Below are 24,551 nucleotides of genomic sequence, written 5' to 3'. Positions count from 1 at the left end.
AGTAAGGATTATGAACTACTGCCAGAGGTCAGTGAAGCCATGATTTATGGCGCTATGGTACGACTGATGCTCAGCCGTCTCGCCTCTTAATATCAACTTTATAAATCAGCTCTTAAGGTTGCTAACGCAAGGTAGTGATATTAAATCGGGCTAAACACTTTCTCACCAAAACTCTAAAATGTAGTGCGCGATCGCTTATCGCTGAGTCACCAACATCTTCATCCCATGTTTTGGGCGGAGTGTTAACGAGGGTTGCAGCACCACCGGATACTCTGGTTGTAGCGTCAGGCGAAACTTTTGCGCGATCGCTGCCAGCAGTAAACTTGCCTCCATCATGGCAAAAGCCTTGCCAATGCAGATTCGCGACCCGCCACCAAAAGGAAAATAGGCAAAGGTGGGCAACTTCTTGATGAAATTATCTGCCCAACGATCGGGGTTAAAAACTTCGGGATTTTCAAAGAAGCGAGGATCTCGGTGCATCGCCCACTGATTGATAAACACAGTTGTACCCGCTTTTACCTCATACCCGCCGAGAACGCAGTCTTCTACAGCACGTCGGCTCATTCCCCACACCGGCGGATACAGTCGCATTGATTCCAACACCACTCGCTCTGTGTAAGGCAATTGACGTAAATCTGCAACCGTGGGTGCGCGATCGCCCAACACTGTCGTCAATTCTTCTTGCAATTTCGCTTCTACTTCTGGGTGTTGTGCAAGTAGAAACCATGTCCATGTCATGGCGTTAGCAGTCGTTTCGTGACCCGCTAAAAATAGAGTCATTGCCTCATCTCGCACTTGGCGATCGCTCATCCCAGTTCCATCAGATTCATCCCGCACTTGAAGCAATAGGGAAAGCAAATCGCCTGTGTCCTTACCGCTAGCTCGTCGCTCATTAATAATGCGATAGACAATCGCATCTAATTGTTTAATTGCTCCTTGGTAGCGTAAGTTACTAGGAGTAGGCATCCAACCAGGAAGAAAATATTGATTAGCAAGATTGGAATTAAAATCCATCACTGCATTTAGCGCCGCCTGCACTCCTTCCGCTTCATCTTTAATATCAACATCAAACAGTGTTTTTGACACAATTTCTTCGGTCAGCAACATCATATCTTGATGAATATCGCGGATTTCGCCATCGCGCCATTGGTCAATTAATTGCTCAGTATAGTCAACCATTACCTTTCCATAGGCGACAACTCGTTCCTGATGAAAAGCTGGTTGAACCAGACGGCGTTGACGCTGCCAAAAGTCGCCTTCACTGGTTAGTAAGCCGTTCCCTACAACGCGCAATCCGCGCCGGTATACGCTACTTTTCAAAAAGTTTGGGTATTGAGTAACCAACACTTGCTCGATCAAGTCAGGATGGTTGACTAAAAAAGCTGGAAATGGGCCAAACCTCCAGCAAACAAGATCGCCATACTCTCTAGCACATTTGCTAAGGAACTCAAGCGGGTCGCGGTTTATCTCTGGAAGATTACCTACAAGAAAATGACTTTTAGGGCCAGGTGGTAAACGTACTGCGGGCATAAACAACTCGGTTAAAAATGCTTTTAGGGATAATCAAATGGTTTTATGGCTGCTCATGCCGAAACGTAGCTATTATCTCGGTTTTGTTGAGTTCTAGCTGTAAAAAACCACTTTCAAGCCTTACCCGACGGAACAGCGACGATTACAGCGATCGCTACTTTTTCTTAAAGAGCGCCTATCTAAATTTTAACTAAAACAAATTTTTCCAAAATCAAATGGCACTTGCATCGAACGCGAACATCCTGGGGACGCGCTTTGCGATCGTTTCTGCCATCCCTCGTCTGCAAAAGTGCAGGACAGCACAAGCGTAAGCAATACTAATTAACAAAAGCAAGCTAGTTAAGGTAAGACTTTGGGACGGAATAATAGATAAAAATTAGCCCTTTCAATGGAAGGGCTAAAGTAAACTATCGATTAGTCTTTTTTTGGAAGAACAAACCTAAATTAATGAACATCAATAACAGGTTGAAGCAGAAGCGCGACCGCGCCAACAGTGACAAAAGACAAAGTTACCCAAAAGAAAATTCTCATTCTATTTTCCTACCTTGATTTAATTTCTAGTGCTTTATACGGTTCAATTTACTGGGATCGTAGTGAAGAGTTACGAATTGCCTAATCCACCTAGGGACAGAGAAAGGCTTCAATAAAAAGAGAGAGTTAATAGTCTAGGAAGCGATCGCCTATCGCCTATCGATTAGGTTCACGAATTTTCCTTTGTCAGCTACCATTTTTCTACTTAAACCCAATCAGCCATCAGCACTTAAGGAAGCAAGTCCAACACAGATAAAGGGCTGACTATTTGCCCTGCGATCGCAACAGGCACTTCATCAGACAGTTGATAATCTTGACGATGCTGGTAGATGGATTCGGATGTCACAACAGGCTCGGTATAGACCTCAATCTGCTTTTCTGGGAGGTTGATAATCCAGTAAATCGGAATCCCAGCACGGGCATAGAGACGCTGTTTTGAGGTGCGTTCGCGAAGCGTGTCCCCAGGACATTCGCGCTCTAGGGTAGAATCGGCAACTTCAATAATCAGAGCGATGTCAGAGGCACCGGGATGACGATCGAGGTAATCGCGGGTATTTCCCCGAACAACCACCACATCTGGTTCTGGCTCACTATCTGCTAGGGTGATAGGTTCTTGAGTATCGACGTACCAGCCTTCTGGAATAACGGCTTCTAAGGCATTTCGAGTGAGTTTGGTAGCCGCACGATGGGGCGGATTTTTCGGCATTTTGTAGACCAACCATCCATCCAGCAGCTCTACCGGATCGTCGTCGCTCAGAATGCCAAGACGAATCATCTGGTGATACTGCTCAACACTCAAACGCCACACGGGTTCTGTTGGTACTGCCGCAATGGTTTGGGTATTCAGTGTCTCAGATGGTATGGATGTGGACACAGGGTATGTGACTTGAGCGCATTTACTGGTGATGGTAGCACTTGTGAAATTGCCTTTGTACGTGGAGAATGGGGCTGCTTAGGTGAATGCGCGATCGCACCTATCAGAGTCAGTTATGCCATTGAATCGGATGCCAAAACTATCTGGATGCCGACAATGAATCATGTGGTTGGAAGTCAGGATCGTCAAAGTAGTATTGTCCCTTAGCTTTCGCGATCTGTTCAAACAGTTGCGGAATTCCATTGGCAATCACCTTTACGTCTTCGGTTGTGAATGCCCAAACTTCTCGCCCAAAAATTGGATCGGTTCCTTCACAAACGAGTTTGCCTACAATGACCCACCATTCCCAAAGGCGATTTCTACTGTTGAGGCGGCGTACATAACCGTAGGCAATGCAGCGATCGCCCTCAATATCCATGAAACCAGTGAACTGATCGCCCTTAATATCGATGAAACCAGTGAATGGTTTGTCAGTACCTTTCAACTCGTAATAAGTATAGTCCTCTAATGCCCGAATGTGCCAAGGATATTCGCTTTGACCAACAATTGTGCCACCGTCGAAATGGCTGTGGAGTTGAATCAGTTCCTTTGGCATTTCCGGTTGGCTTTGATTCTGTGACCAATCAATTGGCGATCGCACACCGGGTTTTTGCTTGAGCGTGTTTAGGAACTTGAGAAATCGATTTTGCTCCCGTACTGCCCAGCCGATTTCCGGTTGGAGATAACCATCTTGTTGTCGAACTCCAATAAAGCCTGCAACCACTTCTAAATCACCTTCTCCTTGAGCGGTAACGAGTGCGATTGGTGCTTTAGAGAGTCCAGTAGGCAATACTGTTGGTGAGATTCCGTCCTCGACCGTGAGTTCTGCACGAGGGATATCTAAAATCGGATTCTTGTCTGTAGGAGCATGAGTGACGGAATGATTAATGTAGGGAAATAGATCGGCTAACCATCCTGTAATCACCTCTCCACCGTATATCTCCTTTGGTTTGTAAATGTGCTGCCAAAATTTCAATGGAGGTCTACCAGCAACGGTGTCAATCAAAGCATCACAAATTGGCAACAGCCGTTGTGTCCACCAACCCAGATCGTAAGCAGCGATCGCTTCAACCCGGTGTCGGATACTGCGCCAGTCGGCTTCTGTTCCGCGCACTGTAATCCCAGGAATGCCGCAAATGGCATAGAGCATATAATCAAAATACTGCTGCAACGCATCCATCATCACCACCTGACTTGCAGTTTGGATGATGGATGTAGTGGTGCTGAAGTTGCACACCATGAGTGAGTGAATATCGGGCTTAACATTGTGACGAATGCGTTCTGACCATTGTTCAATCACTTCAGCCCAGTCATTCGGTTGATCGAGTTTTTGAGTCTCAACCTTTAACTCCAGCTTGCCTGAATAACCCACAAAACGCGATCGCAACTCTTCGGCATGATTGTTGATATGTTGTGCAAACCCTTGGGCAATTGTCAGCCAAATTACATCTGGAGTCAGCAACAGCGGTCGATGTTCGCTGTGGGCAATATGAACAGCAGTGACTAGAGGATGATTCCCTGATTCCTGAATGACTTCAAATGAGTTACTGTGGCTGAATGCCAATAATGGAGAACCTAATCGCTCCTCAAATTTCCTCCAAGCCTTGTTAACAGGAAGGATATCTTGACATACCTGGACATCATCAACGAGAAAACTAATTTCTCCGTCCGATTGATGCAAAATCGACGCTACGGTTTCCATAAAAATTTCTGGTGGTGAGTAAATAGGATGGAGGCTAAGCCTACTTACAAGGGAGTGGCATCCTTCAAGAATATATCTTACGAATCAAGGAACTAATCGTGTCTTTCTCTATGGTGTCAAGATGGTGTCAAGGTCAGATGCGATCGCCTATCGGTTAGGTGAAAGCACGAAACTCAGCCTAATCCGATTGATGCCCTAACGGTAATGCCAACAAGTGGCGTTTGAGGTCACAGCACCCACCAAGACTGCCGGATTTAGCGTTAGATTTTGCTTTGGCTAAATCCAACTGACAAGGTGAAAGTATATCGGTTATTTAATTAGCGCTGCTCACAAACGGTTTTTCAGAATGTAAAAAATGTTTTGCACTGAGCAGTATCGTACCGATTACTGATGGATTGTACCATCAGGCATCGTGACCTCTTCTAAGCGTGCTTCGCTCAAATCGGTTTCAATTACAGCCGCATTGGTCAAATTTGTCTTCAGCAAAACTGCCCCAGCTACATTTGCTTTGAGCAGAATCGCTCCTGTTAAAATTGCGCCAAACAGAATGGTTTCGCAGAGATTTGCGTACCTTAAATTAGTTTGACTCAGGTTCGCTCCACCTAATACGGCTCGGTTTAGATTTACCTTTTTCAAATTGGCTCCCGTAAGATTGGCTCCGCTGAGATTTGCTCCCGCTAAATTCGCTCCCTCCAGGTTGGCTCCCGTTAAATCTGCATCCTTCAAGTTCGCCCTCATCAAGTGTGCTTGTTGGAGGTCTACTCCACGCAGATTTGCACCCCTGAGGTTGATCATGCCTAGATTAGCTTGACTGAACTTCGCTCCATCTAGACAAGCAAAGGTGAGTTTTTCTCGGTATAGATTCGCTTGCCGAAAGTCTCTTTGTCCTGCTGCATACTTGCTTTTGAGTGTCTCAGCATTCATATTCACTACTTCTTCCTAGGTAACACTTAACAATCTTGTTCTTTCCCTATCGAATGTTAATGTCGTGCAATAAGTTCCCTAGTTGTTTTTTGTGGGACTCCCAGAAAGCCGTTTTTCAACCACGCAAAGCAAGACAGCAAGCTCATGCTATTTTCTCTCCCTGTAGTATTTAGTAAATCTTTCATTTTACTTTTACATCTAATTTAGGGAATAAATCGTGAAGATTTTGTGTTGATGCTGAACCAAAAATTTTTAAATTGGACATTAAACCTTAAAAAGTTGTTACTTTTTAATAAAAAAACGGCTTAGTCTGCATTTATTTACAGATGAATTGTAACAAAAGTTATTATATCTGTTTTTTTTAGGGCACGGTACTGCTGGAACCCTGTGAAAATTCACCATCAGCCGCTATAAAGAGTTATGTCTATTTCTCTGAGTTTGCTTAATAAAAAACTATAAAAATCATTAGCCAAAATATAATAATTTTGGGTTTAAATTAAAGATTTACACAATTCGCTTAGGCACGGGTTTTGTGAAGATGCGTTCGTGCAGCGTGCCGGAGGCATATTGCCAATACTTCCCGCCAATACTTCCCGCCGTGCCAGCCTAAAGCCGGTTATGACAGGATTGGGACTAGCAACAGACTGCTGTTAAACGGAGATTGATACATGACAGAAAGTAGTCATCAGCCCTCGCAGGGGGGGCGTTTTGAGCCACCGTATGACGGGCACGCCGACCACTTGGAGACACCCATTGAACCCATTGAACCCGTTGAAGTTCAGGTGGAAGACGATCGCACTGGGATGACGGTCGTGACCCTGAAACGGGCGTTTGCAGATAACCTGTATTACCTGCTGGCAAAAGATGAGTATTGGGCGACGCCCCATGATTACTACATGGCGCTCGCTTATACTGTGCGCGATCGCTTGCTGCACCGATGGATTAACACCAGCAGAACCTACATTGACAAAGATGTCAAAACCGTATACTACCTATCGGCAGAGTTCTTGATGGGTCGTCAGTTGGACAATAACCTACTCAATTTAGGTTTGTACGAACGGGCACGCCAAGCTCTCCACGAGTCCGGACTCGACATCAACGACCTCAAAGTATTAGAATCAGAACCCGGACTCGGCAATGGGGGTTTAGGGCGTCTGGCGGCCTGTTTTCTCGACTCCCTGGCTACCTTAGAAATTCCGGCAGTTGGCTACGGCATTCGCTACGAATTCGGGATCTTTGATCAATGGATTCAGGATGGCGCTCAAGTCGAACACCCCGACAAATGGCTCCGGTTTGGCAACCCTTGGGAAGTTCGCCGCTCAGAATTAACCGTTGAAGTGAAGTTCGGCGGATATACAGAAGCTTACAGCGATGGACAAGGTCGTTATCGAGTGCGTTGGATTCCCGATCGGAAAATCTTAGGGACGCCCTACGATACACCCGTATCTGGGTACAACAATAATACGGTGAATACGCTGCGTCTCTGGCGGGCGGGGGCTTCAGAAGAGTTCGACTTCCAAGTTTTCGACAGCGGTGACTATGCCGGTGCCGTTACCAACAAGATATTTTCAGAAAATATCTCAAAAGTTCTCTATCCCAACGACAACACCTCTCAGGGTCGGCAACTGCGCCTAGAACAGCAGTATTTCTTCGTCAGTTGTTCTCTCCGAGACATTATCAATTCGCATCAGCGCATTCACCGGACTTTCGATCGGTTCTACGACAAGGTCGCTATCCAGCTCAACGACACGCACCCATCGATTGGGGTTGCCGAACTGATGCGGTTGCTGGTGGATGAGTACGAATTAGGCTGGAACCGAGCTTGGTACATCACTCGGCGCGTCTTCGCCTACACGAACCATACACTGCTCTCTGAGGCTCTAGAACGCTGGCCTGTGAGCTTGTTTGAGCATCTGTTGCCTCGGCACTTAGAGATTATCTATGAAATTAACCGTCACTTTCTCGATGAGGTACGTGCCAAGTATCCGGGAGATGAGGCGCGGGTGGGGAGATTGTCAATTATTGAGGAAGGTGCCCAGAAGTACGTCCGCATGGCGCATTTAGCTTGCGTGGGCAGCCATTCCATCAATGGGGTAGCAGCACTGCATACCGATTTGCTCAAAGCAGATGTCTTGCGAGATTTCTACGAATTGTGGCCCGAAAAGTTTAATAACAAAACGAACGGGGTGACACCGCGCCGGTGGTTGTTGCTGAGCAATCCCCATCTGTCTGAGCTGATTACCGAGAAAATTGGCAATGATTGGGTAACACAACTCGATCAATTCAAGCAGCTAGAAGCGTTTGTTGATGATGCTGAGTTTTGTTCTCGCTTCTCGTCGATTAAGCGCAAAAATAAGCAATCCTTGGCAGAGTACATTCTGCTCTACAACGACATTGAAGTAAATCCAGATTCTCTGTTTGATATTCAGGTGAAGCGGATTCACGAGTACAAGCGTCAGCTGTTGAATGTGCTGTACATTATTACGCTGTACAACCGGATCAAAAAAGATCCCAATGTTGATATCTTGCCCCGGACTTTTATTTTTGCAGGCAAGTCCGCTCCTGGCTACTACATTGCCAAACTGGTCATTCAGTTGATTAATTCGGTGGCGAAAGTCGTCAATAATGACCCGGATGTGCGCGATCGCATTAAGGTCGTTTTCTTGGCAAATTTCTCGGTCTCTCTCGGTCAGCGAGTTTATCCAGCCGCCGATCTTTCCGAGCAAATCTCCACGGCGGGCAAAGAAGCTTCCGGGACGGGCAACATGAAGTTCGCCATGAATGGGGCGCTTACCATCGGGACGCTGGATGGTGCCAACATCGAGATCCGCCAAGAAGTCGGGCCTGAAAACTTTTTCTTATTTGGCTTGACAACTCAAGAAGTATATGCGCTGAAGGCAAGGGGATACAACCCGCGAGACTATTACCATAGCAATGCCGAACTGCGACAAACGATCGACGCGATCGCTTCCGGCTACTTCTCACCCGACAATCGCGACCTTTTCAAACCAATTGTGGAATCGTTGCTAGACAGGGATGAGTATATGCTCTTTGCCGACTACCAAGCGTATATTGACTGCCAGCAAGAAGTCAGCCGAGCTTATCGAGACGCAAAGCACTGGACTCGAATGTCAATTCTCAACGTTGCTCGCACGGGGAAATTTTCCTCAGACCGCACGATTAAGGAGTATTGCCAAGAAATTTGGAACGTCCAGCCAGTCAAGATCGACTTGAAAGAGTATCAACCGCATACAGCGGGTTTGCAGGTGAAGGTGCAAGCCAAGCGCCCTGTCCTTTAACGAGCAACTCGTAAGTAGGGGACAGCGCGACAAGACAGTCAATGCAGTTGCATCTTAATCGTTAAAATGACGACCCAGGCTGCTGAAGAAACTCTGCCTCCTGGGTCGTTGTCTCTCGACCGAGAATCTGATTGCGATGGGGAAATCGCCCAAAGCGTTCAATTACCTCGAAGTGTCGAACTGCGTAGGAAATGTAATCAATACAGTCAGGATCGTCGCCCAATTGCTGAAATAACTCCACTGACTGACGCTGATGTTCGAGATTTTCACTATGTTCAAAAGGTAAATAAAAAAAGCATCGCTGGACTGGCAGCAATTCTCGATCGAAGCCATTGGCAACTGCGTGCTGTGCCGCAGACATAGCAAGGCTATCAGTAGCGAAAGCTTGGGCACTCCCGCGAAACAAATTGCGTGGAAATTGATCTAATAGCAGTATCAGTGCTAAACAGCTTTGGGGCGATTCCTTCCAGGGATTTAACTGACCCGCTGCGGCTAGTTCGTAGTCTCCTAAGAAGCGGGTTCGGATCTCCTCATCAAACTGCGGTTTTTTGGTAAACCAGACTTTACGGGGTTTCCCATAACCCGCCTCATCGGGTTTGCCAAACCAAAAATTCAAAATTTCATGGACTTGTGACATGAGTTTTGGCTCCAGCGCCCTCAATTTCGATCTCCCCAATCCTCCAATCTAATTCCCGCTTAAAAAAGGGGCTAAGGTGGGATCGATCCCTGCACTGAGCCGGATTGTCAGCACCCGGAAGAAGCGATTTGGTGATGCAGATGATAGCTAAAGATTGCATTTGGGCACCCTTGAAATAGAAGTCTCTAGCTGCATGACTTTCACTTCACGCTCACCCCCAGCCCTACGCATGAATTACACCGATAACCAAGAGCTGCTTCAACTGTTTATCCAGCAAGCGCCAGCAGCCGTTGCCATGTTCGACCGCAAGATGCGTTACCTGCTGTTCAGTCATCGATGGCTGACGGAGCAAAATCTTGGTGAGGATATTATCGGGCGCTCTTACTATGAAATTGAGCGTGGAGTAGCAGACCGTTGGCAGGCAATTCATCAGCGCTGTTTAGCGGGAAGCATCGAGAAGGTTGAAGAATCTTTACCCCGTACTGATGGAACTGTGGAGTGGGTAAGGTGGGAAGTACAGCCGTGGCGCACTGGCACAGGTGAAATCGGCGGATTGATCGTGTCGAGAGATGCGATCGCTGAGCGCCATCCATCACAGGAACACCTACACCTGTTGGAGAAGGCGATCGCTGCCAGCAATAACGGCATTGTGATTAGCGACGCGAGCTTGCCAGACAATCCCTTGATTTATATCAATCCCAGTTTTCAGGAAATGACCGGGTACTCCGAGAGCGAAGTTTTAGGGCACAACTGCCGCTTCTTGCAAGGAATCGATACAGAGCAACCGGCGATCGCTCAATTGCGAACGGCAATCCGGGACGGAAAAGAGTGCAATGTCACCTTGCGGAATTACCGCAAAGATGGGACGCTTTTCTGGAACGAACTGCGAGTTGCGCCAGTAAAGAATCCCCAAGGAAAACTCACAAACTTTGTGGGTGTCCAAACTGACATCACCGACCGAGTGGAAGCCCAAGAACATCTGATTCGGATTAGCAAAGCTGTTGAAAATGCGAGTGATGCCATCATCATTACGAACGCCAAAGGGCAGTCCCTCTATCACAATCCGGCGTTTGTGGAATTGTTTGAATACACCACAGAAGAAATCAATACTGCTGGGGGATCAGCCATCCGTTACTGCGATCCGAATGTCGCTCGTGAAGTCATCAGCACCATCACCCAAGGCAACTCCTGCTGGAGTGGTGAAGTCGAGATGCGTACTCGTAGCGATCGCACTATATCGATTTTGCTTCGGGCTGATGCCATCACCGATGACAATGGTAATGTAGTCGGGTTGATTGGGATTCACACCGACATTACCGCCCGCAAGCAGGCTGAAGCCGTTTTACGGCAGCTTCTGCGACGGGAGCAGCTCTTAGGAGCGATGCAAGAGCGTATCCGCCAATCCTTGAAGCTGGAGGATGTTCTCAACACTGCCGTGGCGGAAGTGCGGCAGTTTCTTCAGACAGACCGAACGATCTTGTACCGCTTTGAGCCGGATGGAAGTGGCACCGTCGTTGTAGAGTCCGTGAGTACCCAGTGGTTGGCGGTGCTGGGAAGCAATATCAAAGATCCGTGCTTTGGCAAAACCTACGCTGCGGCTTATCAACAAGGTCGTATCCGTGTCATTGAAGATATCTACACGGCTCAGCTCAACCCCTGCCATATTGAATTGCTAGAGCAATTTCAGGTGCGAGCGAATCTAGTCGTGCCGATTTTGCAAGGAGACCACTTGTGGGGGTTGCTGATTGCCCATCACTGTCGCTCGTCGCGGCAGTGGCAATATGAGGAAGTCGAACTGCTAGAGGCACTGAGCGTGCAGATAGCGATCGCCATTCAACAAGCCGCTTTGTTCGAGCAAGTAGAAGCGGAACTAGCGCGATCGCAAGCCGCTCAGACTGCATTGCGCGATAGCGAGGAACGTCTGCGGACTGTGGTGAAAAGTGCGCCCATCGTTCTATTTGCCTTAGACGATCGGGGTGTCATTACCTTTTCCGAAGGGAGCGGTCTGGATACTTTGGGACTGGAAGCGGGTAAGGTGGTTGGTCAATCCATCTTTGAGGTGTACCGCCGCTTCCCACAGATTCTCGAAGAGGTTCGGCAAGCGCTATCCGGCAAAGCCTTAACATCCCTGGTAAAAATGGGCAAATTGACCTTCGAGGTTCGCTATTCGCCCCTGCGAAACGCCAACAACGAAGTCATGGGCGCAATTGGCGTCGCCACCGACATCACCGAACGCATCCAAGTAGAGGAAACCCTCCGCCAAAGCGAAGTGCTGCGCCAAAGTGAAGCCAAAACTCGCGCCCTCCTCGATGCAATCCCAGATTCGATGTTTCGCATCCGTGAAGATGGCACCTTTCTAGACTTCAGAGCCGCTAAAAATGACGTTCGGGCGATCGCTCCTGCTCAAGTCATCGGTCAAAGTGTGCAGGAGCTTTTGCCAACCGAGGTAGCACAGCAAATGCTGCATTATGTAGCCAAAGCGCTGTCTGCTAACGAGATCCAAGTTTTTGAATATCAACTGCTCGCTCCCTTGAATCCCGCTTACCCAACCGGAGAGATAGGCTCTGTGCGCGATTATGAAGCTCGCGTTGTTGTCAACGGAGCGGATGAAGTGCTGGCAATCGTGCGCGATATTACCGAGCGCAAGGAGATGGAGCGACTGAAAAACGAATTTGTCTCCATCGTCAGCCATGAATTGAGGACGCCGCTCACTTCGGTGCGAGGCTCCTTGAGTTTAATTGCTGGAGGTGTGACGGGTGAAATTCCCAATGAGGCAAAGGCGCTAGTGAATATTGCTTATAAAAATACCGAGCGTCTGATTCTCCTGATTAACGACATTTTAGATATTGAAAAGATTGAATCCGGCAAAATGGATTTTCATCTCCAGCCGCTGGAACTAATGCCACTCGTAGAGCAGGCGCTGGAGGCGAACCGGGGCTATGGCGAACAGTTTGGGGTGCAGTTGGTACTGGAGTCTGAGTTGTCCGGTGTTCAGGTAAATGTCGATCGCGATCGCCTGATGCAGGTACTAACGAATCTACTCTCCAACGCCGCCAAATTCTCTCCCCCCAATGGTACCGTCACCCTCTCCGTTTCCCGTCCAACTCAATCGCCAAATACCATCCGAGTTGCCGTTACCGACTGCGGTTGTGGGATTCCCGAAGACTTTCGCCCCCGGATTTTTCAGAAATTTGCTCAAGCAGATTCCTCAGATACCCGTCAAAAGGGAGGAACTGGCTTAGGTTTAAGTATCTGCAAAGCGATCGTAGAAAAACTCGGAGGACACATTAGTTTTGAAACTCAAACGAATGTCGGGACGACTTTCTACTTCGATTTACCAGAATGGCAAGAAGCACGGCTCTCAAAGATTATGACTTCCCACTCGCCGGAAAGTCTCCCCATCCTTATCTGTGAAGACGATCCCGATATTGCCACGCTGCTGTCGCTGATGCTGAAACAAGAAGGTTTAAGTGCAGATATCGCCTACAATGCAGCCCAAGCCAAGCAGCTTTTGTCAGAAAATTGCTATGCAGCGATGACTGTAGATTTGGCGCTACCCGGTCAAGATGGCATCTCTTTGATCCGCGAACTGCGGGAAGATGAAAATACTCAGAGTCTCCCGATTGTGGTCGTTTCTGCCAAAGCCCAACAGGGGCGCGAACAACTCAGTGGCGGTGGATTGCCGGTGATAGACTGGCTGGATAAACCAATCGATCAGGCGCGATTGATGGCATCTGTCCGCCAAGCAGTTCGGCAGAACTCAGACAGTAAGCCTCATATTTTGTATGTTGAGGACGATCCGGATTTAACTCAGGTGGTCTCAACAATTTTGCAGAATATCGCCGAAATTGATTCAGCTAAAAATCTTCATGAGGCAAGACACAAGCTGTCTTCTAAAACTTTTGACTTAGTGATTCTTGACCTCAGTTTACCGGATGGTTCTGGTCTAGAATTGCTAGCGGATCTCAACAATCAGATTTTTTCCTCCATCCCCGCAGTCATTTTCTCCGCCAATACCGTTGGCATGGAGGCGGCACATCACGTAGCTGCGGCACTCGTCAAGTCCCGCACCTCCAATCAGCAGTTGCTGGAAACGATTAAATCCCTAATTGGACGCGGTAATTCCGCTTCTTAATTCTGTTTTTTTAAGTTTCAATAAATTAAATGTTTATTGAAACTTAAATTTTATTGAGTTTAAATAGTTGTTATTAAATTTTTAGTTTATAAACTAAAAATCAAAATATTTAGTAAGATGACCGAATTAAACCATGTCATATTGTAGACTGGGGAGCCATTCCCATCCTGCTTGGTTCTCCGCGTTGAGAGGCGTGGAGTTTGAGGTAAGGAACTCAACATGGCAAGGGTAAGACGGGGAGTAAAAAGCGCTTTTCCGAGCTTACTAATAATTTAGTCTTACTACTTTCTGGAGATAGGGAATGAGTTCGTTATTCGTAGAGGTAAGAACAATAAACCCTAAACTATCGCAATCCCAAATGAATTGTAGAATCTTCTCTTTTTTTATAGATATGCTTTTTCTTCCGACTCAGTTTAAATTAATGAGTAATCAATCAAAAGCAATATGACAACTCCATCTTTAACTCGTATCTTGTTGGTGGAAGATGATCCGGACATTCAGACCGTTGCCTGCTTGGGTTTGAAAGTAGTCGGCGGTTTCACGGTAGAAGTCTGTAGTTCTGGGAGCGAAGCGATTCAGAAAGCACCGATATTTGCCCCAGATTTGATTTTGCTGGATGTGATGATGCCTGGGATGGATGGGATGACCACCCTAAAGGCACTGCGGGAACTCCCGCAAACTTTAAGCACTCCGGTAATTTTCTTGACAGCCAAAGTGCAAACCCATGAAGTAGCTTATTATAAGCAACTTGGTGTATTGGATGTGATTGCGAAGCCGTTCGATCCCATGACCCTTTCTGCAACTCTCAATCGTATGTGGTTTCAGTACCATGATTGATGCGCTTCAAGATCCGCAAGAACAACTCAATGCCTTACGCCTTGCCTATAGGCAACAACTGCCGAGTCGAATTGAGCAGATTGAAACAATTTGGAATCAGCTGCTGGGAAGCCTTGAGGAAAGAGGGACCGTAGCTGGGGAGTCAGGATGTAGGGGCGGGGAAACCCTGCCTGGAGCAGGAGAGAATCAAGAACATCAACCCCTCAGCACCTCAAAGGTTCAGCCCCTTTCGCATTCTCCAAATCCGCCTCAGTCCCTGCTAGAAGCCGCTGCCTCACCTTTGGAAACGCTACACCACCTGATGCACCGTTTGGCGGGTTCTAGTGCCACGTTTGGCTTGCTGGCGTTAGGGAATGCGGCACGAACCTTGGAACTGGTATTCAAAGCGATTTTGGATAGTGGAAAGTTGCCAACCGCAGAAGAGCAAGCACAAATCTGCGTGCTGGTAGGAGGATTGAAACAGGCGATCGCTGTGGAGGACACTTGTGTACTGGATCTAAACCTCCCCCCGTTGCAGTCTCAAGAGCCTTGGACAGAGAATCGGCTGATTTTTTTGGTGGAAGACGATCCGCATCTATCGCAGGATTTGGCGTTGCAAATCAGTTGTTTTGGTTATCAGGTTCGCACTTTTGACAAAATTGCTGAACTGGAGGAGGCGATCGCGCAAACACCACCTGCGGCTGCAATTGTAGATGTTGTTTTCCCCCAAGACAGTCTCGCTGGCCCCAAAACAATTACTGCCATCCAGCAGCACCGAGAGCAACCGCTGCCAGTTTTGTTTATTTCTGCCAGAAACGATCTCATGGCTCGTTTACAGGCGGTGAGAGCGGGTGGAAAGGCGTATTTTCCCAAGCCAATTAACATTGGAGAATTGATTGACGCGCTGGATTTGCTGACAGTGCCGCAAGCACCAGAGCCGTATCGCATTTTAATTGTTGACGATGATGCGCCTTTGGCATCCTTCTATGGTTGGACTTTGGAACAGGCGGGAATGACGGCGCTGGTGGTGACAGATCCGTTGCAGGTGATGCCGCCGTTAATTGAGTTCAGACCGGATCTAATTTTGATGGATATGTATATGCCGGGATGCGATGGAGTGGAACTGGCAGCGGTGATCCGTCAGCAACCGGCTTATGTGGGCATTCCGATTGTGTTTCTGTCGATGGAGACGGATCTGAATAAGCAGCTAGCGGCGATTCAGCTAGGCGGGGATGATTTTTTAACCAAGCCGATTCAGCCAAATCATCTGATTGCGTCGGTGATGCCGCGAGTGCAGCGATCGCGTCTTTTACGTTCGGTGATGGTGCGCGATAGTCTGACTGGGCTGCTCAATCATACGACGATTAAAGAGCAACTCAGTATTGAGGTGCAACGAGGTCGGCGGGAAAAGACGAACCTTGCCTTTGCCATGATTGATATTGATGATTTTAAGTCAGTGAACGATACTTATGGTCATCTCACAGGCGATCGCGTACTGAAAAGTTTATCCCGTCTGTTGCAGCAGCGTTTGCGAAAAACTGATATCACGGGTCGTTATGGCGGGGAAGAGTTTGCGGCTATCCTCCCGAATACAGATGGTGCAACAGCCGTGCAAGTTCTCAACCGAATCCGCGAAGGTTTTGCACAAGTTCGGCAGCAGTCTGACGGCGCTGAGTTTTCGGTTACTTTTAGCTGTGGCATCGCTGTCTTTCCCAACGTAGATGAAGCGACCCAACTCAATGAAGCCGCAGATAAAGCTCTCTATGAAGCCAAACGACGGGGACGCAATCAGGTGGTTCTGTCTACGTGAACAAATCTCTGCGATCAAGAGATTACAACTGCTTTTAACGAACATTAAAGATTTAAAGCGATCGCAAATAGCCAATCCAATAATATTGGCAAGGCTCACCCTACACTGTTATCAGAGCTTTTCCATACAATCTATTAAGTGAGAACAGATGGCTGACATTGTTGATATTGCCGTTGGTGCGGGTTCTTTCAAAACTTTAGTAACTGCTGTCCAAGCGGCAGGGTTGGTGGACACGCTGAAAAGTCCTGGCCCTTTTACTGTCTTTGCACCGAATGATGATGCCTTTGCCAAACTTCCACCCGGAACGATTCAAACCTTGGTGCAAAATATTCCCCAGCTTGCCCGAATTCTCACCTATCATGTCGTTCCTGGCAAGTTAATGAAAGCCGATTTAGAGAAAGTAAGTTCTGTCACCTCAGTTGAAGGTTCACCTATCAGAATTGATTGTTCTGATGGTTTTGAGGTGAAAAATGCTACAGTTCTCGCACCAGATATCGAAGCGGATAACGGCGTGATTCACGTTATCGACACGGTAATTTTAATGGGTTAAATAAAAAAAAGGGAGCGATCGCTCCCTTTTTAAAAACCCTATTTGAGGTGTGTTGGAGGAATCAAGGAATCGGAGTGCGATCGCTCCTTTTAAAAGCCCGCCTTTTTTCTAGCGAAGCGGCACGTTAGCGCGGGGGTTGGGGGATCTCCTATCGATAATCCGACTGCTGAATATCCCGCAAACGAGCTTCAGGACGCTTAAAGCGATCCATCTGAGCTTCAAAAAACTCCCGATTTGCTTGTAAATGCTTCGGATTGGAGTCATCTAAAGGATAGAGAAGTGCCGTCCGCAATGCTTGGATAACAGCAGAAGTAACGCAGTACATCGAGCGTTGGAAAGTAATCCCTAATTGGATTAACATATCATCTTCACCGCGGCAGTGTTGGCGATAGTAATCCACGAGATAGGGTGGGAGGAAATGCAGCATATCCTGCATTAACAATGTCGGCGGAATGCCAGCAGTTCCCACCGGAAATACATCAGCATAGAGAATTCCATAGTGGAAATCTTTCTGATTTTCCGGAACTTGCTTTGCCTGAGCATTGTAAGATTTTGTACCCCGGAAGGGAGCCGTGCGGTAGAACACAGCTTCCACATACGGTAATGCTGCTTCGTACAGCCATGTGAAACCGCAAGATTTGGGGATAATTTCATACTTTTCACCCCGAATGTAAACGTGATGATAAATTGGACGACCCGCGATCGCAAAAATTCCATTTACCAGAAAATTCATCGCTTCCGGCACACTGGTAATTTTCCCCTCATCGTAGAGGTCGGACATCTCAAAGAAAACTGGAGCCATCACTTCCCAGAACAAGCCTAAATTACTGTAGTAAGACAGTTGGCGCACCTGTTCTAAGAACATATCAGGGAACAGTTTATACAATCCCAGCATCGCCGGATTGCCTTTGAAGTAAGCCTTAATTGCTCTATCTGCATTCGCTTTATATTCATCAGTATCCAGATAGGCATCGAATTTACCCCAGCCCATATCTCTGCCGTGCCAAAGCATTGCTTGCATACAAGCTTCGGCAAATTCCATATTAATTCGGTCATGCCCTAAGTGATGGAATAACTTGGGCATTTTAGAAGTTTCGCCCTTCTCCATAAACTCTAGAAGTTCGGGATGAGCAGTGGCTTCTCCACGCCAGATTCGCAAATCTGCATCATCTCCAGCGTAATGATTATGTAACTCTAAATACTCCTTGGGCAGGAAGTATTTAAAGAAGGGAAAGGGATTTAAAAAGACATGCTCGGCAATATAAAGCAGGTCGCGCCAGTAGAAATCCATCGGTACTGCATACGCTTTATAAATACCGATAATTTGCATGAGATTTTCCGGCGTATCTGGCAGCATGGCACCACCAGCTTCTAAGCGGTGAATGATTTCGGCAAATTCATGATTAGAAGGAGGTAATTTTGTTGAAGGCTTAGGAGGAGTTTGTACCATTTTTAGTTCTTTTAGGTGAATTGCTGAATGTTTTTTAATGAGTCGTTATTTTGTTGTGAGGACGGTATTTTTAGCTGTCCCCCAACCCCTTCCCTAGCGCTTAAGGGAGCTGGGGGCTTAGGTTTCTCGTTTCCAGGCTGAGCGCCGTAACGAGAGGAATGAAAGTAATTTCTATTGCTGAACTGAAGACTGGTAGTGGATAGCAACTTGCTGAGTAGTAGTCGCGGGCATGGTAGCAACCATTGCAGCTGTTGTCGGTTCACTCCAACGCACCAGCCAATTGGGGAAGATTCCCAAGAAGAAGATTAAGGCTGCTAAAACTAAAGCTGGGGTACGCTCAACCCATTCAACTTTGGGATAGTAGGCTGCGGCATTGTTCAGTTTGCCAAAACAGGTGCGGTTAATGAGGATCACAAAATAAACTGCCGTTAAACCGCTACAAACCACACAAACTAGGGTTGGAATTGGAAATACGATGAAACTACCTTGCAGCACTAAAAATTCAGCGATAAAGCCTACCATACCGGGGATACCAGCACTCGCCATTCCGCCTAGAACTAGCAAAGCAGTGGTAAGCGGTAAGCCGCGTTGGGGACTCAACAAACCATTCAAGACATCTAAATCGCGGGTGCCAACTTTGCTTTCGATAACACCCACCAAATGGAAAAGGATGGCTAAGATGATGCCGTGACTAACCATTTGCATGACGGCACCGAGTAAACTAAGCGGTGTAGCAGCGGCGGCGGCTAACAGAACATAGCCCATGTGACCGATAGAGCTGTAAGCGACCATGCGTTTGATATCTTTTTGAGCGATCGCACTCAGCGCCCCGTAAGCGGCACTAAACGCTCCGATAATCGCTAACCCTGGTGCCACAATTGTCCAGGTTTCGGGAAACATTCCTAAACCAAACCGTACTAAACCATAGGTTCCTAACTTTGCCAGGATGCCACCTAAAAGAATGGCTACGGGTGGTGAAGCCTCGACATAAGCATCTGGCAACCAAGTATGCAACGGAACTAGGGGAATTTTGATTCCGAAACCCACTACCAGCATTGTTAGCAGGATTAGCTGCGCTTGTAACGGTAAACCTTGAGCAATGTTGGCATTGTAATCAAAATTAGGAGCGTTACCCAGCCAAGTTATACCCAAAAATGCCGCCAGAATTAAAATTCCAGAAAGCGCTGTATAAATGAGAAACTTCATCGCTGCGTAGCCACGCTTTTCAGTTCCGCCCCAGATGGCAATTAACAAGTACAGCGGAATCAGTTCTAGTTCGTAGAACAACACAAACAGCATCAAATTCTGCGACAGGAAGGCACCCGCAATTCCAGCATTGACCAGCAGCACTAAAGAATAGTAAAGCTGAGGACGAGTAATCTGCTTTGAGGTGCTGTAAATAACAATCCATGTCAGCAGGCTATTCAAAGCCAACAGCGGTAAAGACAAACCATCAACACCAAGGCTGTAATTCAATCCCAATTTTTCAATCCAGGGCATAAATTCAGAGAATTGCATCCCGGCATTGTTCAGGTCGAATTGGGTTAAAAGAAATCCTGTCTCTAATAAAATTCCACTGATAATCGCTAATGCAAGTAAACGGAGTTGACTAGCAGATAAGTTAGGTAAGAATCCGACGAGAGCGGCACCTAAAAAGGGTAGCCAAATAAAAGTGCTGAGCATGGTTTGTTATTTGCTGATTCCTGATTGCTGATTTCTGTTGACCGGCTGAATGAGAATCATAGAAACGGCGGTTTGGCTATATAGCAATCCCAATTTATGTAGGAGATATTCTTCTCTCTTTTTTCCCTCCGTTAACACGCGATCGCGCTTCGTTAATCGAAGACATCTCACCACTTAAATAGGATTGCTATAGCTCTACCTAACTCAGTAAGGTGACTTTGCCAGTGTCCAAATCGTAATAACCACCTACAACTTTCAGTTTATTTTCCTGAATTAACTGAGAAATGACAGGAGAGGTTTTCAATTTTTCTACTTGAACCAAAACATTCGCTTTGCTAGCATTCTCTAGCCGATCGCCGGGTTTGCCTTTTGAATTTTCTACACCAGGTTTTATTGCCTCAATTAAGCTACCAATTTGACCGGGTACTTGGGCACCTTTAATGGTGGCATCTACCGCCCCACATCTTTTGTGCCCCATGACCATGATTACCTTGGTTCCTAATATTAAACCCCCAAATTCTAGGCTCCCGGTTTCCTCCGGAGTTGCGATATTTCCTGCCACGCGGCATACAAACAAATCTCCAAATCCCCGGTCAAAGATAATCTCAGAAGGAACCCGCGAATCCGCGCAACTGAGAATCGCCGCAAATGGCTTCTGAGTTTTCGCAACGGCGGTCAAACGTTGAAAATCTCGGTTGATATTTTTAGTTTTTCTGGTAATAAACCGTTGATTCCCCTCCATTAAACTTTGCAGCGCTTGATCGGGGGTCATGTCATTCTCTGCAACGGCTTGGTCGGGGAAAACCAACTTGGTTCCGAGTCCGGCAGTTACGACCCCTGCTCCTACTGCGCCTGCGCTAAATTTCAGCAAATTCCGTCTGGAGAATTGTCCTTTCTGCTTTTTTGAATTCATTGGTTCGTAGCTTCCTTCCTAAGGGTTAAAGACTTGATCTCTTTGTATTTTGTCATTAGTTATGTATCCTTTGCAATTTAAAAAGGACTAATGACAAAAAGTTCTAAACCAACCGGGTTTTCAGTTAGTTTTGTAGGGCACCGCTCGCCCACTCTTGACCTATTGAGCGAGTGCTACAAAGAGTGGTGAAGCGGCATGAAAGAAGCGCCAGTATAATAGCATTCCTAAGACAATTATTCCCATTACTATCGTCATCGCATAAGCTTGGGATTGTCCGGAAGTGCTGTATTTCAAACTTTGTCCGCCGAAAAGGGAAGCAACTCCGACAAAATTAACGAAGCCATCCACTAAGTAGCGGTCAAAGGCAGAGATGAAGCGGGAAACTAAAGCAACGCTGAAAACAATACTCACGCGGTAAATTTTGGCGGTGTAAAAGTCATAAGCCAACAAATCTTGCAGGGGTTTCCAAGGAAGTTGGACGGGTTTTTTCCACATTTTATTCAGATAAATTATCCCGCCAAGGCTGCAACCAAAAATACTAGACCAAATCAACAGCAGCGCCATATCTTTATTGAGAGTTGCCCAACTCGGCAGTAGCGACAAGCTTTGTAACACTAAGGGGAGGTGGAGGGTGAAGGCGGCCAAAACTATCATGGGGAAAGTTAAAGGCCAAAATGCTTCTGGCGATCGTACAGTCATTGGCTTGGGTTCTCCGCCAAAAATCAGCCCAAACACTCTCGTTAAACTGAAGGCTGTCAAACCATTGACCACCAGCAATAACCCGACTAGCCAAGATTGAGTTGCCCACAAACCATCTGCCAATTTCAGCAATGCCCAGAAGCTGCCTAAAGGCGGAAAAGCGATTAACCCCAGCGTCCCAACCAGAAAGGCTAACCCGGATATGGGACGGCGCGACCATAAACCGCCGAGTTGGGTTAAGTCTTGGGTGATGTTGTTCCAAATAATTCCACCAACACTCATTACCAACAGCGCCATTGCGATCGCATGAGTCAAGATCAACAACAAAGCTGCATCATCTTGTTGAGTGCCTACAGCGATAAATACCAATCCCATGTAGGCGCTGACGGAATAGGATAAAGCGCGTTTGATATCAATTTGCGCGATCGCAATCAAGGAAGCGCCAACCGCCGTCACACCACCGATCGATATCAGCGCCAACGACACTATCGGAGAAAGGGCTAACACAGGTTGCAACTTAATCAACACCCAGGCACCTGTTGCCACGACGACCGAGTTCCGCAAAATCGTGCTGGGAAGCGGCCCTTCCATTGCCTCATCCAACCACAAATGCAACGGAAATTGAGCGCATTTACCCATCGGGCCAGCAATTAAACCTAAACCTAATAGCGCGGCTAGTGTAGGGTCTAAATCAGCGGTTTTTGCCCATTCTGCTAGATCGTTAAAATTCCAACTTCCTGCCAGGGGATACAAGGCAATGACTGGCATCAGCATGATTAAATCCCCAACCCGCTTGGTTAAGAAAGCATCCCGCGCCCCCGTCACCACTAGCGGCTGGCTAAACCAAAGTCCTACCAGCAAATAAGTCCCCAAGGTGAGGATTTCCAGGATTACATAGCTAAAGAACAAGGAGTTGCACAAAGCTAAAGCACACATCCCTGCCTCAAAAAGCCCCAGCAAGGCATAAAAGCGTGCCCAGCCCCAGTCCATCTCCATGTAGCCGATCGCGTATATCTGCGCTAGCAGGTTTAACCCGGTTACCAAAGCGATCGCTGCAACGTTAATTACTGAGATTTCTAGGGGGAAATTTAAATCCAAACCCGCTGCCGACAGCCATGTAAACGTTATTTCTTGAGACGGCTGGTTCCAAATCGCTTGCAGAGTCACTAAGCTATGAACGAATGCCAAAAAGGTCATCAGCAAGTTAATGTAACCAGCGGGGCGCGGCCCTGTGCGGCGGATGACACCGGGCGACCATAATAGCCCGGAAATAGCACCAATTAAGGCATAGCAAGGGACTAACCAAATAGTATCGATGAGAGCCTGAACCACTGAATTCCCTCCAAACTTGCAGCAAAGCTAGGGTTGCTTTCAGCCAACCCGTAATTTCCCTAACCAACCTATGCAGTAAGGCGAATGCCGAATTAATAATTTCTTAAGCGTTCTGCTTATCTTAATGGTTCAAGTAACCAAAAGGGAATAATTGATTTAGAGAATTAAGCGATAAATCATCTAAAAAAAACTTATATAACTCTTTGCTATCATAGGTTTTTATGCCTAGAGCAGTTGTCATCAAGAATTCATATGGTATTAATAGATAAATGTCTATAGGTAAAAATATTTTTTAACAAATAAGTTTTTTGATTTTTAAGTGTATTTTAGAAATTACCATCAAGGCTTTATGTGGCATCTATAGATAAACATCTATAAGCAATTCTACTTAGGCTACTATAACAGTTCTATTTGAGTTGTAGGCAAGATATCCAATTTCGAGAGAGAAATTGGATATCTTGCCTTCACGAATCAAAGAGAACGCTCCAGAGACACAAGGGAGAGAGTTTTACAATCCATTTAGGATTGGTATCGGTGGGATGCAAGGATGTTGGATGATGCAAAGTGTTTATCGAATCCAATGAAGACTGTCCTGAAGCATCTTTACAGGCGATAGGATTTTGTTATGGCAGAACACAACCCGTCTGCGATTCATTTCACTGCCCTACCTGTTACGAGCGCCGATGTGGAAGCTGCGGCGGTGCGGTTGGCTGGAATTGCCCGCTGCACGCCGGTTGTGACCTCCAGAACGGTCAACGAGCGCACCAATGCTCAAGTATTCTTTAAGTGCGAAAACTTTCAACGCACGGGTTCGTTTAAGTTTCGGGGTGCTTACAATGCACTGGCACAGCTATCTGAGGAACAAGCATCACGCGGGGTTCTGACGTATTCATCAGGGAATCATGCTCAAGCGATCGCACTCTCCGGGCAATTGCTGGGCATCCACACCACGATTATCATGCCGGATGATGCCCCAGTCGTGAAGCAAGCGGCAACTCGCGGTTATGGTGCTGAGGTGATTTTGTACAATCGTCAGGAAACCACGCGGGAAGCTTTGGCGCAAAGTCTGGTAGATCGGCGCGGTTTAACTTTAATTCCCCCTTACGATCATCCTCATGTCATCGCCGGACAAGGTACATCTGCTTTAGAACTCTTTCAAGAAGTCGGTTCCCTCGATTTACTTCTAGTTTGCTGCGGAGGCGGTGGTTTACTATCAGGATGCGCCCTCGCTGCCAAAACCCTTTCACTGAATTGCCGAGTGATTGGGGTAGAACCAGAACGCGCCGACGATGCGACACGCTCTTTTCACAGTAAAACGCTGCATACTACGAACAATCCTGACACGATTGCTGATGGGGCACGCACTCCTTGCCTGGGAAACATTACCTTCCCACTCGTATTGCACTACGTCGATGATATGGTGACGGTATCGGAAGAAGCCATCCGCACCACGATGTTTTTCTTGTGGGAACGTCTGAAAATCGTAGTGGAACCGACGGGTGCCTTAGCCGCCGCCGCTTTGCTGTCGGGAGTCGTGAAAGAACCGGGTGCCCGAATTGGTGTGATTATCACCGGGGGGAATGTAGATATTCGGCAAATCTGTAAATTGTGAATGCGATCGCTTAAC

General features: G+C 47.0%; 15 protein-coding genes and 1 pseudogene. 7 read left to right on the top strand and 9 right to left on the bottom strand.

The window, feature by feature from the left end:
* A pseudogene (locus tag NC996_RS22455) lies at positions 1–90 on the top strand (IS5/IS1182 family transposase); the annotation flags it as partial.
* 105 nt (positions 91–195) lie between these two features.
* Here NC996_RS22455 and NC996_RS22450 read toward each other — a convergent pair.
* The 4 genes from NC996_RS22450 to NC996_RS22435 all read right to left on the bottom strand — a co-directional run bounded on the left by NC996_RS22450 (position 196) and on the right by NC996_RS22435 (position 5,600).
* Complete coding sequence (locus NC996_RS22450) at positions 196–1,530, bottom strand: cytochrome P450 (protein ID WP_190688761.1); 1,335 nt, start codon at positions 1,528–1,530, stop codon at positions 196–198.
* 760 nt (positions 1,531–2,290) lie between these two features.
* Positions 2,291–2,935, bottom strand: a complete 645-nt coding sequence (locus tag NC996_RS22445) for a Uma2 family endonuclease (protein ID WP_339380456.1) — start codon at positions 2,933–2,935, stop codon at positions 2,291–2,293.
* Between the two features lie 139 nt (positions 2,936–3,074).
* Positions 3,075–4,676 carry a DUF4419 domain-containing protein gene (locus NC996_RS22440; protein WP_190688758.1) on the bottom strand — a complete coding sequence of 534 codons (1,602 nt, stop codon included), beginning with the start codon at positions 4,674–4,676 and terminating at the stop codon, positions 3,075–3,077.
* 384 nt (positions 4,677–5,060) lie between these two features.
* The gene (locus NC996_RS22435; protein ID WP_190411552.1) at positions 5,061–5,600 is read right to left on the bottom strand and encodes a pentapeptide repeat-containing protein; all 540 of its coding nucleotides are present in this window, start codon (positions 5,598–5,600) and stop codon (positions 5,061–5,063) included.
* A gap of 803 nt (positions 5,601–6,403) precedes the next feature.
* Between NC996_RS22435 and NC996_RS22430 the strand changes: the two genes are divergently transcribed.
* Positions 6,404–8,899, top strand: a complete 2,496-nt coding sequence (locus NC996_RS22430; RefSeq protein ID WP_242033094.1) for a glycogen/starch/alpha-glucan phosphorylase — start codon at positions 6,404–6,406, stop codon at positions 8,897–8,899.
* Between the two features lie 61 nt (positions 8,900–8,960).
* On the opposite strand, the gene NC996_RS22425 is transcribed toward NC996_RS22430, so the two are convergent.
* The gene (locus tag NC996_RS22425) at positions 8,961–9,536 is read right to left on the bottom strand and encodes a DUF924 family protein (protein WP_190688755.1); all 576 of its coding nucleotides are present in this window, start codon (positions 9,534–9,536) and stop codon (positions 8,961–8,963) included.
* 193 nt (positions 9,537–9,729) lie between these two features.
* Here NC996_RS22425 and NC996_RS22420 point away from each other — a divergent pair, with 193 nt between their 5' ends.
* The 4 genes from NC996_RS22420 to NC996_RS22405 all read left to right on the top strand — a co-directional run bounded on the left by NC996_RS22420 (position 9,730) and on the right by NC996_RS22405 (position 16,847).
* Positions 9,730–13,671, top strand: coding sequence for a PAS domain S-box protein (locus NC996_RS22420; protein ID WP_190688752.1), 3,942 nt, complete (start codon positions 9,730–9,732; stop codon positions 13,669–13,671).
* 444 nt (positions 13,672–14,115) lie between these two features.
* Positions 14,116–14,508, top strand: coding sequence for a response regulator (locus NC996_RS22415; RefSeq protein WP_190427114.1), 393 nt, complete (start codon positions 14,116–14,118; stop codon positions 14,506–14,508).
* Complete coding sequence (locus NC996_RS22410; RefSeq protein WP_190688749.1) at positions 14,501–16,297, top strand: diguanylate cyclase; 1,797 nt, start codon at positions 14,501–14,503, stop codon at positions 16,295–16,297. Before NC996_RS22415 ends, NC996_RS22410 begins: the two co-directional genes overlap by 8 nt.
* A 148-nt stretch (positions 16,298–16,445) precedes the next feature.
* Positions 16,446–16,847 carry a fasciclin domain-containing protein gene (locus NC996_RS22405; protein ID WP_190411546.1) on the top strand — a complete coding sequence of 134 codons (402 nt, stop codon included), beginning with the start codon at positions 16,446–16,448 and terminating at the stop codon, positions 16,845–16,847.
* 148 nt (positions 16,848–16,995) lie between these two features.
* Here the strand turns inward: NC996_RS22405 and NC996_RS22400 are convergent, their stop codons facing one another.
* The 4 genes from NC996_RS22400 to NC996_RS22385 form a co-directional block, all read right to left on the bottom strand.
* Positions 16,996–18,297: a CO2 hydration protein gene (locus NC996_RS22400; protein ID WP_190688746.1), complete on the bottom strand. Its 1,302-nt coding sequence runs from the start codon at positions 18,295–18,297 to the stop codon at positions 16,996–16,998.
* Between the two features lie 171 nt (positions 18,298–18,468).
* Positions 18,469–19,980, bottom strand: coding sequence for an NADH-quinone oxidoreductase subunit M (locus NC996_RS22395; RefSeq protein WP_190523790.1), 1,512 nt, complete (start codon positions 19,978–19,980; stop codon positions 18,469–18,471).
* 199 nt (positions 19,981–20,179) lie between these two features.
* Positions 20,180–20,893 carry a carbonic anhydrase gene (locus NC996_RS22390; protein ID WP_190426520.1) on the bottom strand — a complete coding sequence of 238 codons (714 nt, stop codon included), beginning with the start codon at positions 20,891–20,893 and terminating at the stop codon, positions 20,180–20,182.
* Between the two features lie 159 nt (positions 20,894–21,052).
* Positions 21,053–22,924, bottom strand: a complete 1,872-nt coding sequence (locus tag NC996_RS22385; RefSeq protein ID WP_190688743.1) for an NAD(P)H-quinone oxidoreductase subunit F — start codon at positions 22,922–22,924, stop codon at positions 21,053–21,055.
* A 625-nt stretch (positions 22,925–23,549) separates the two neighbouring features.
* On the opposite strand from NC996_RS22385, the gene NC996_RS22380 reads away from it, so the two are divergent.
* Positions 23,550–24,536, top strand: coding sequence for a threo-3-hydroxy-L-aspartate ammonia-lyase (locus tag NC996_RS22380; protein ID WP_190688739.1), 987 nt, complete (start codon positions 23,550–23,552; stop codon positions 24,534–24,536).
* Positions 24,537–24,551: the final 15 nt, after the last annotated feature.

The sequence above is a fragment of the Trichocoleus sp. ST-U2 genome, from assembly GCF_039961875.1.
Lineage (GTDB): Bacteria > Cyanobacteriota > Cyanobacteriia > Cyanobacteriales > FACHB-T130 > FACHB-T130.
Note: the sequence above shows the minus strand (reverse complement) of the source record. Positions and strands in the feature narration are given on the sequence as shown.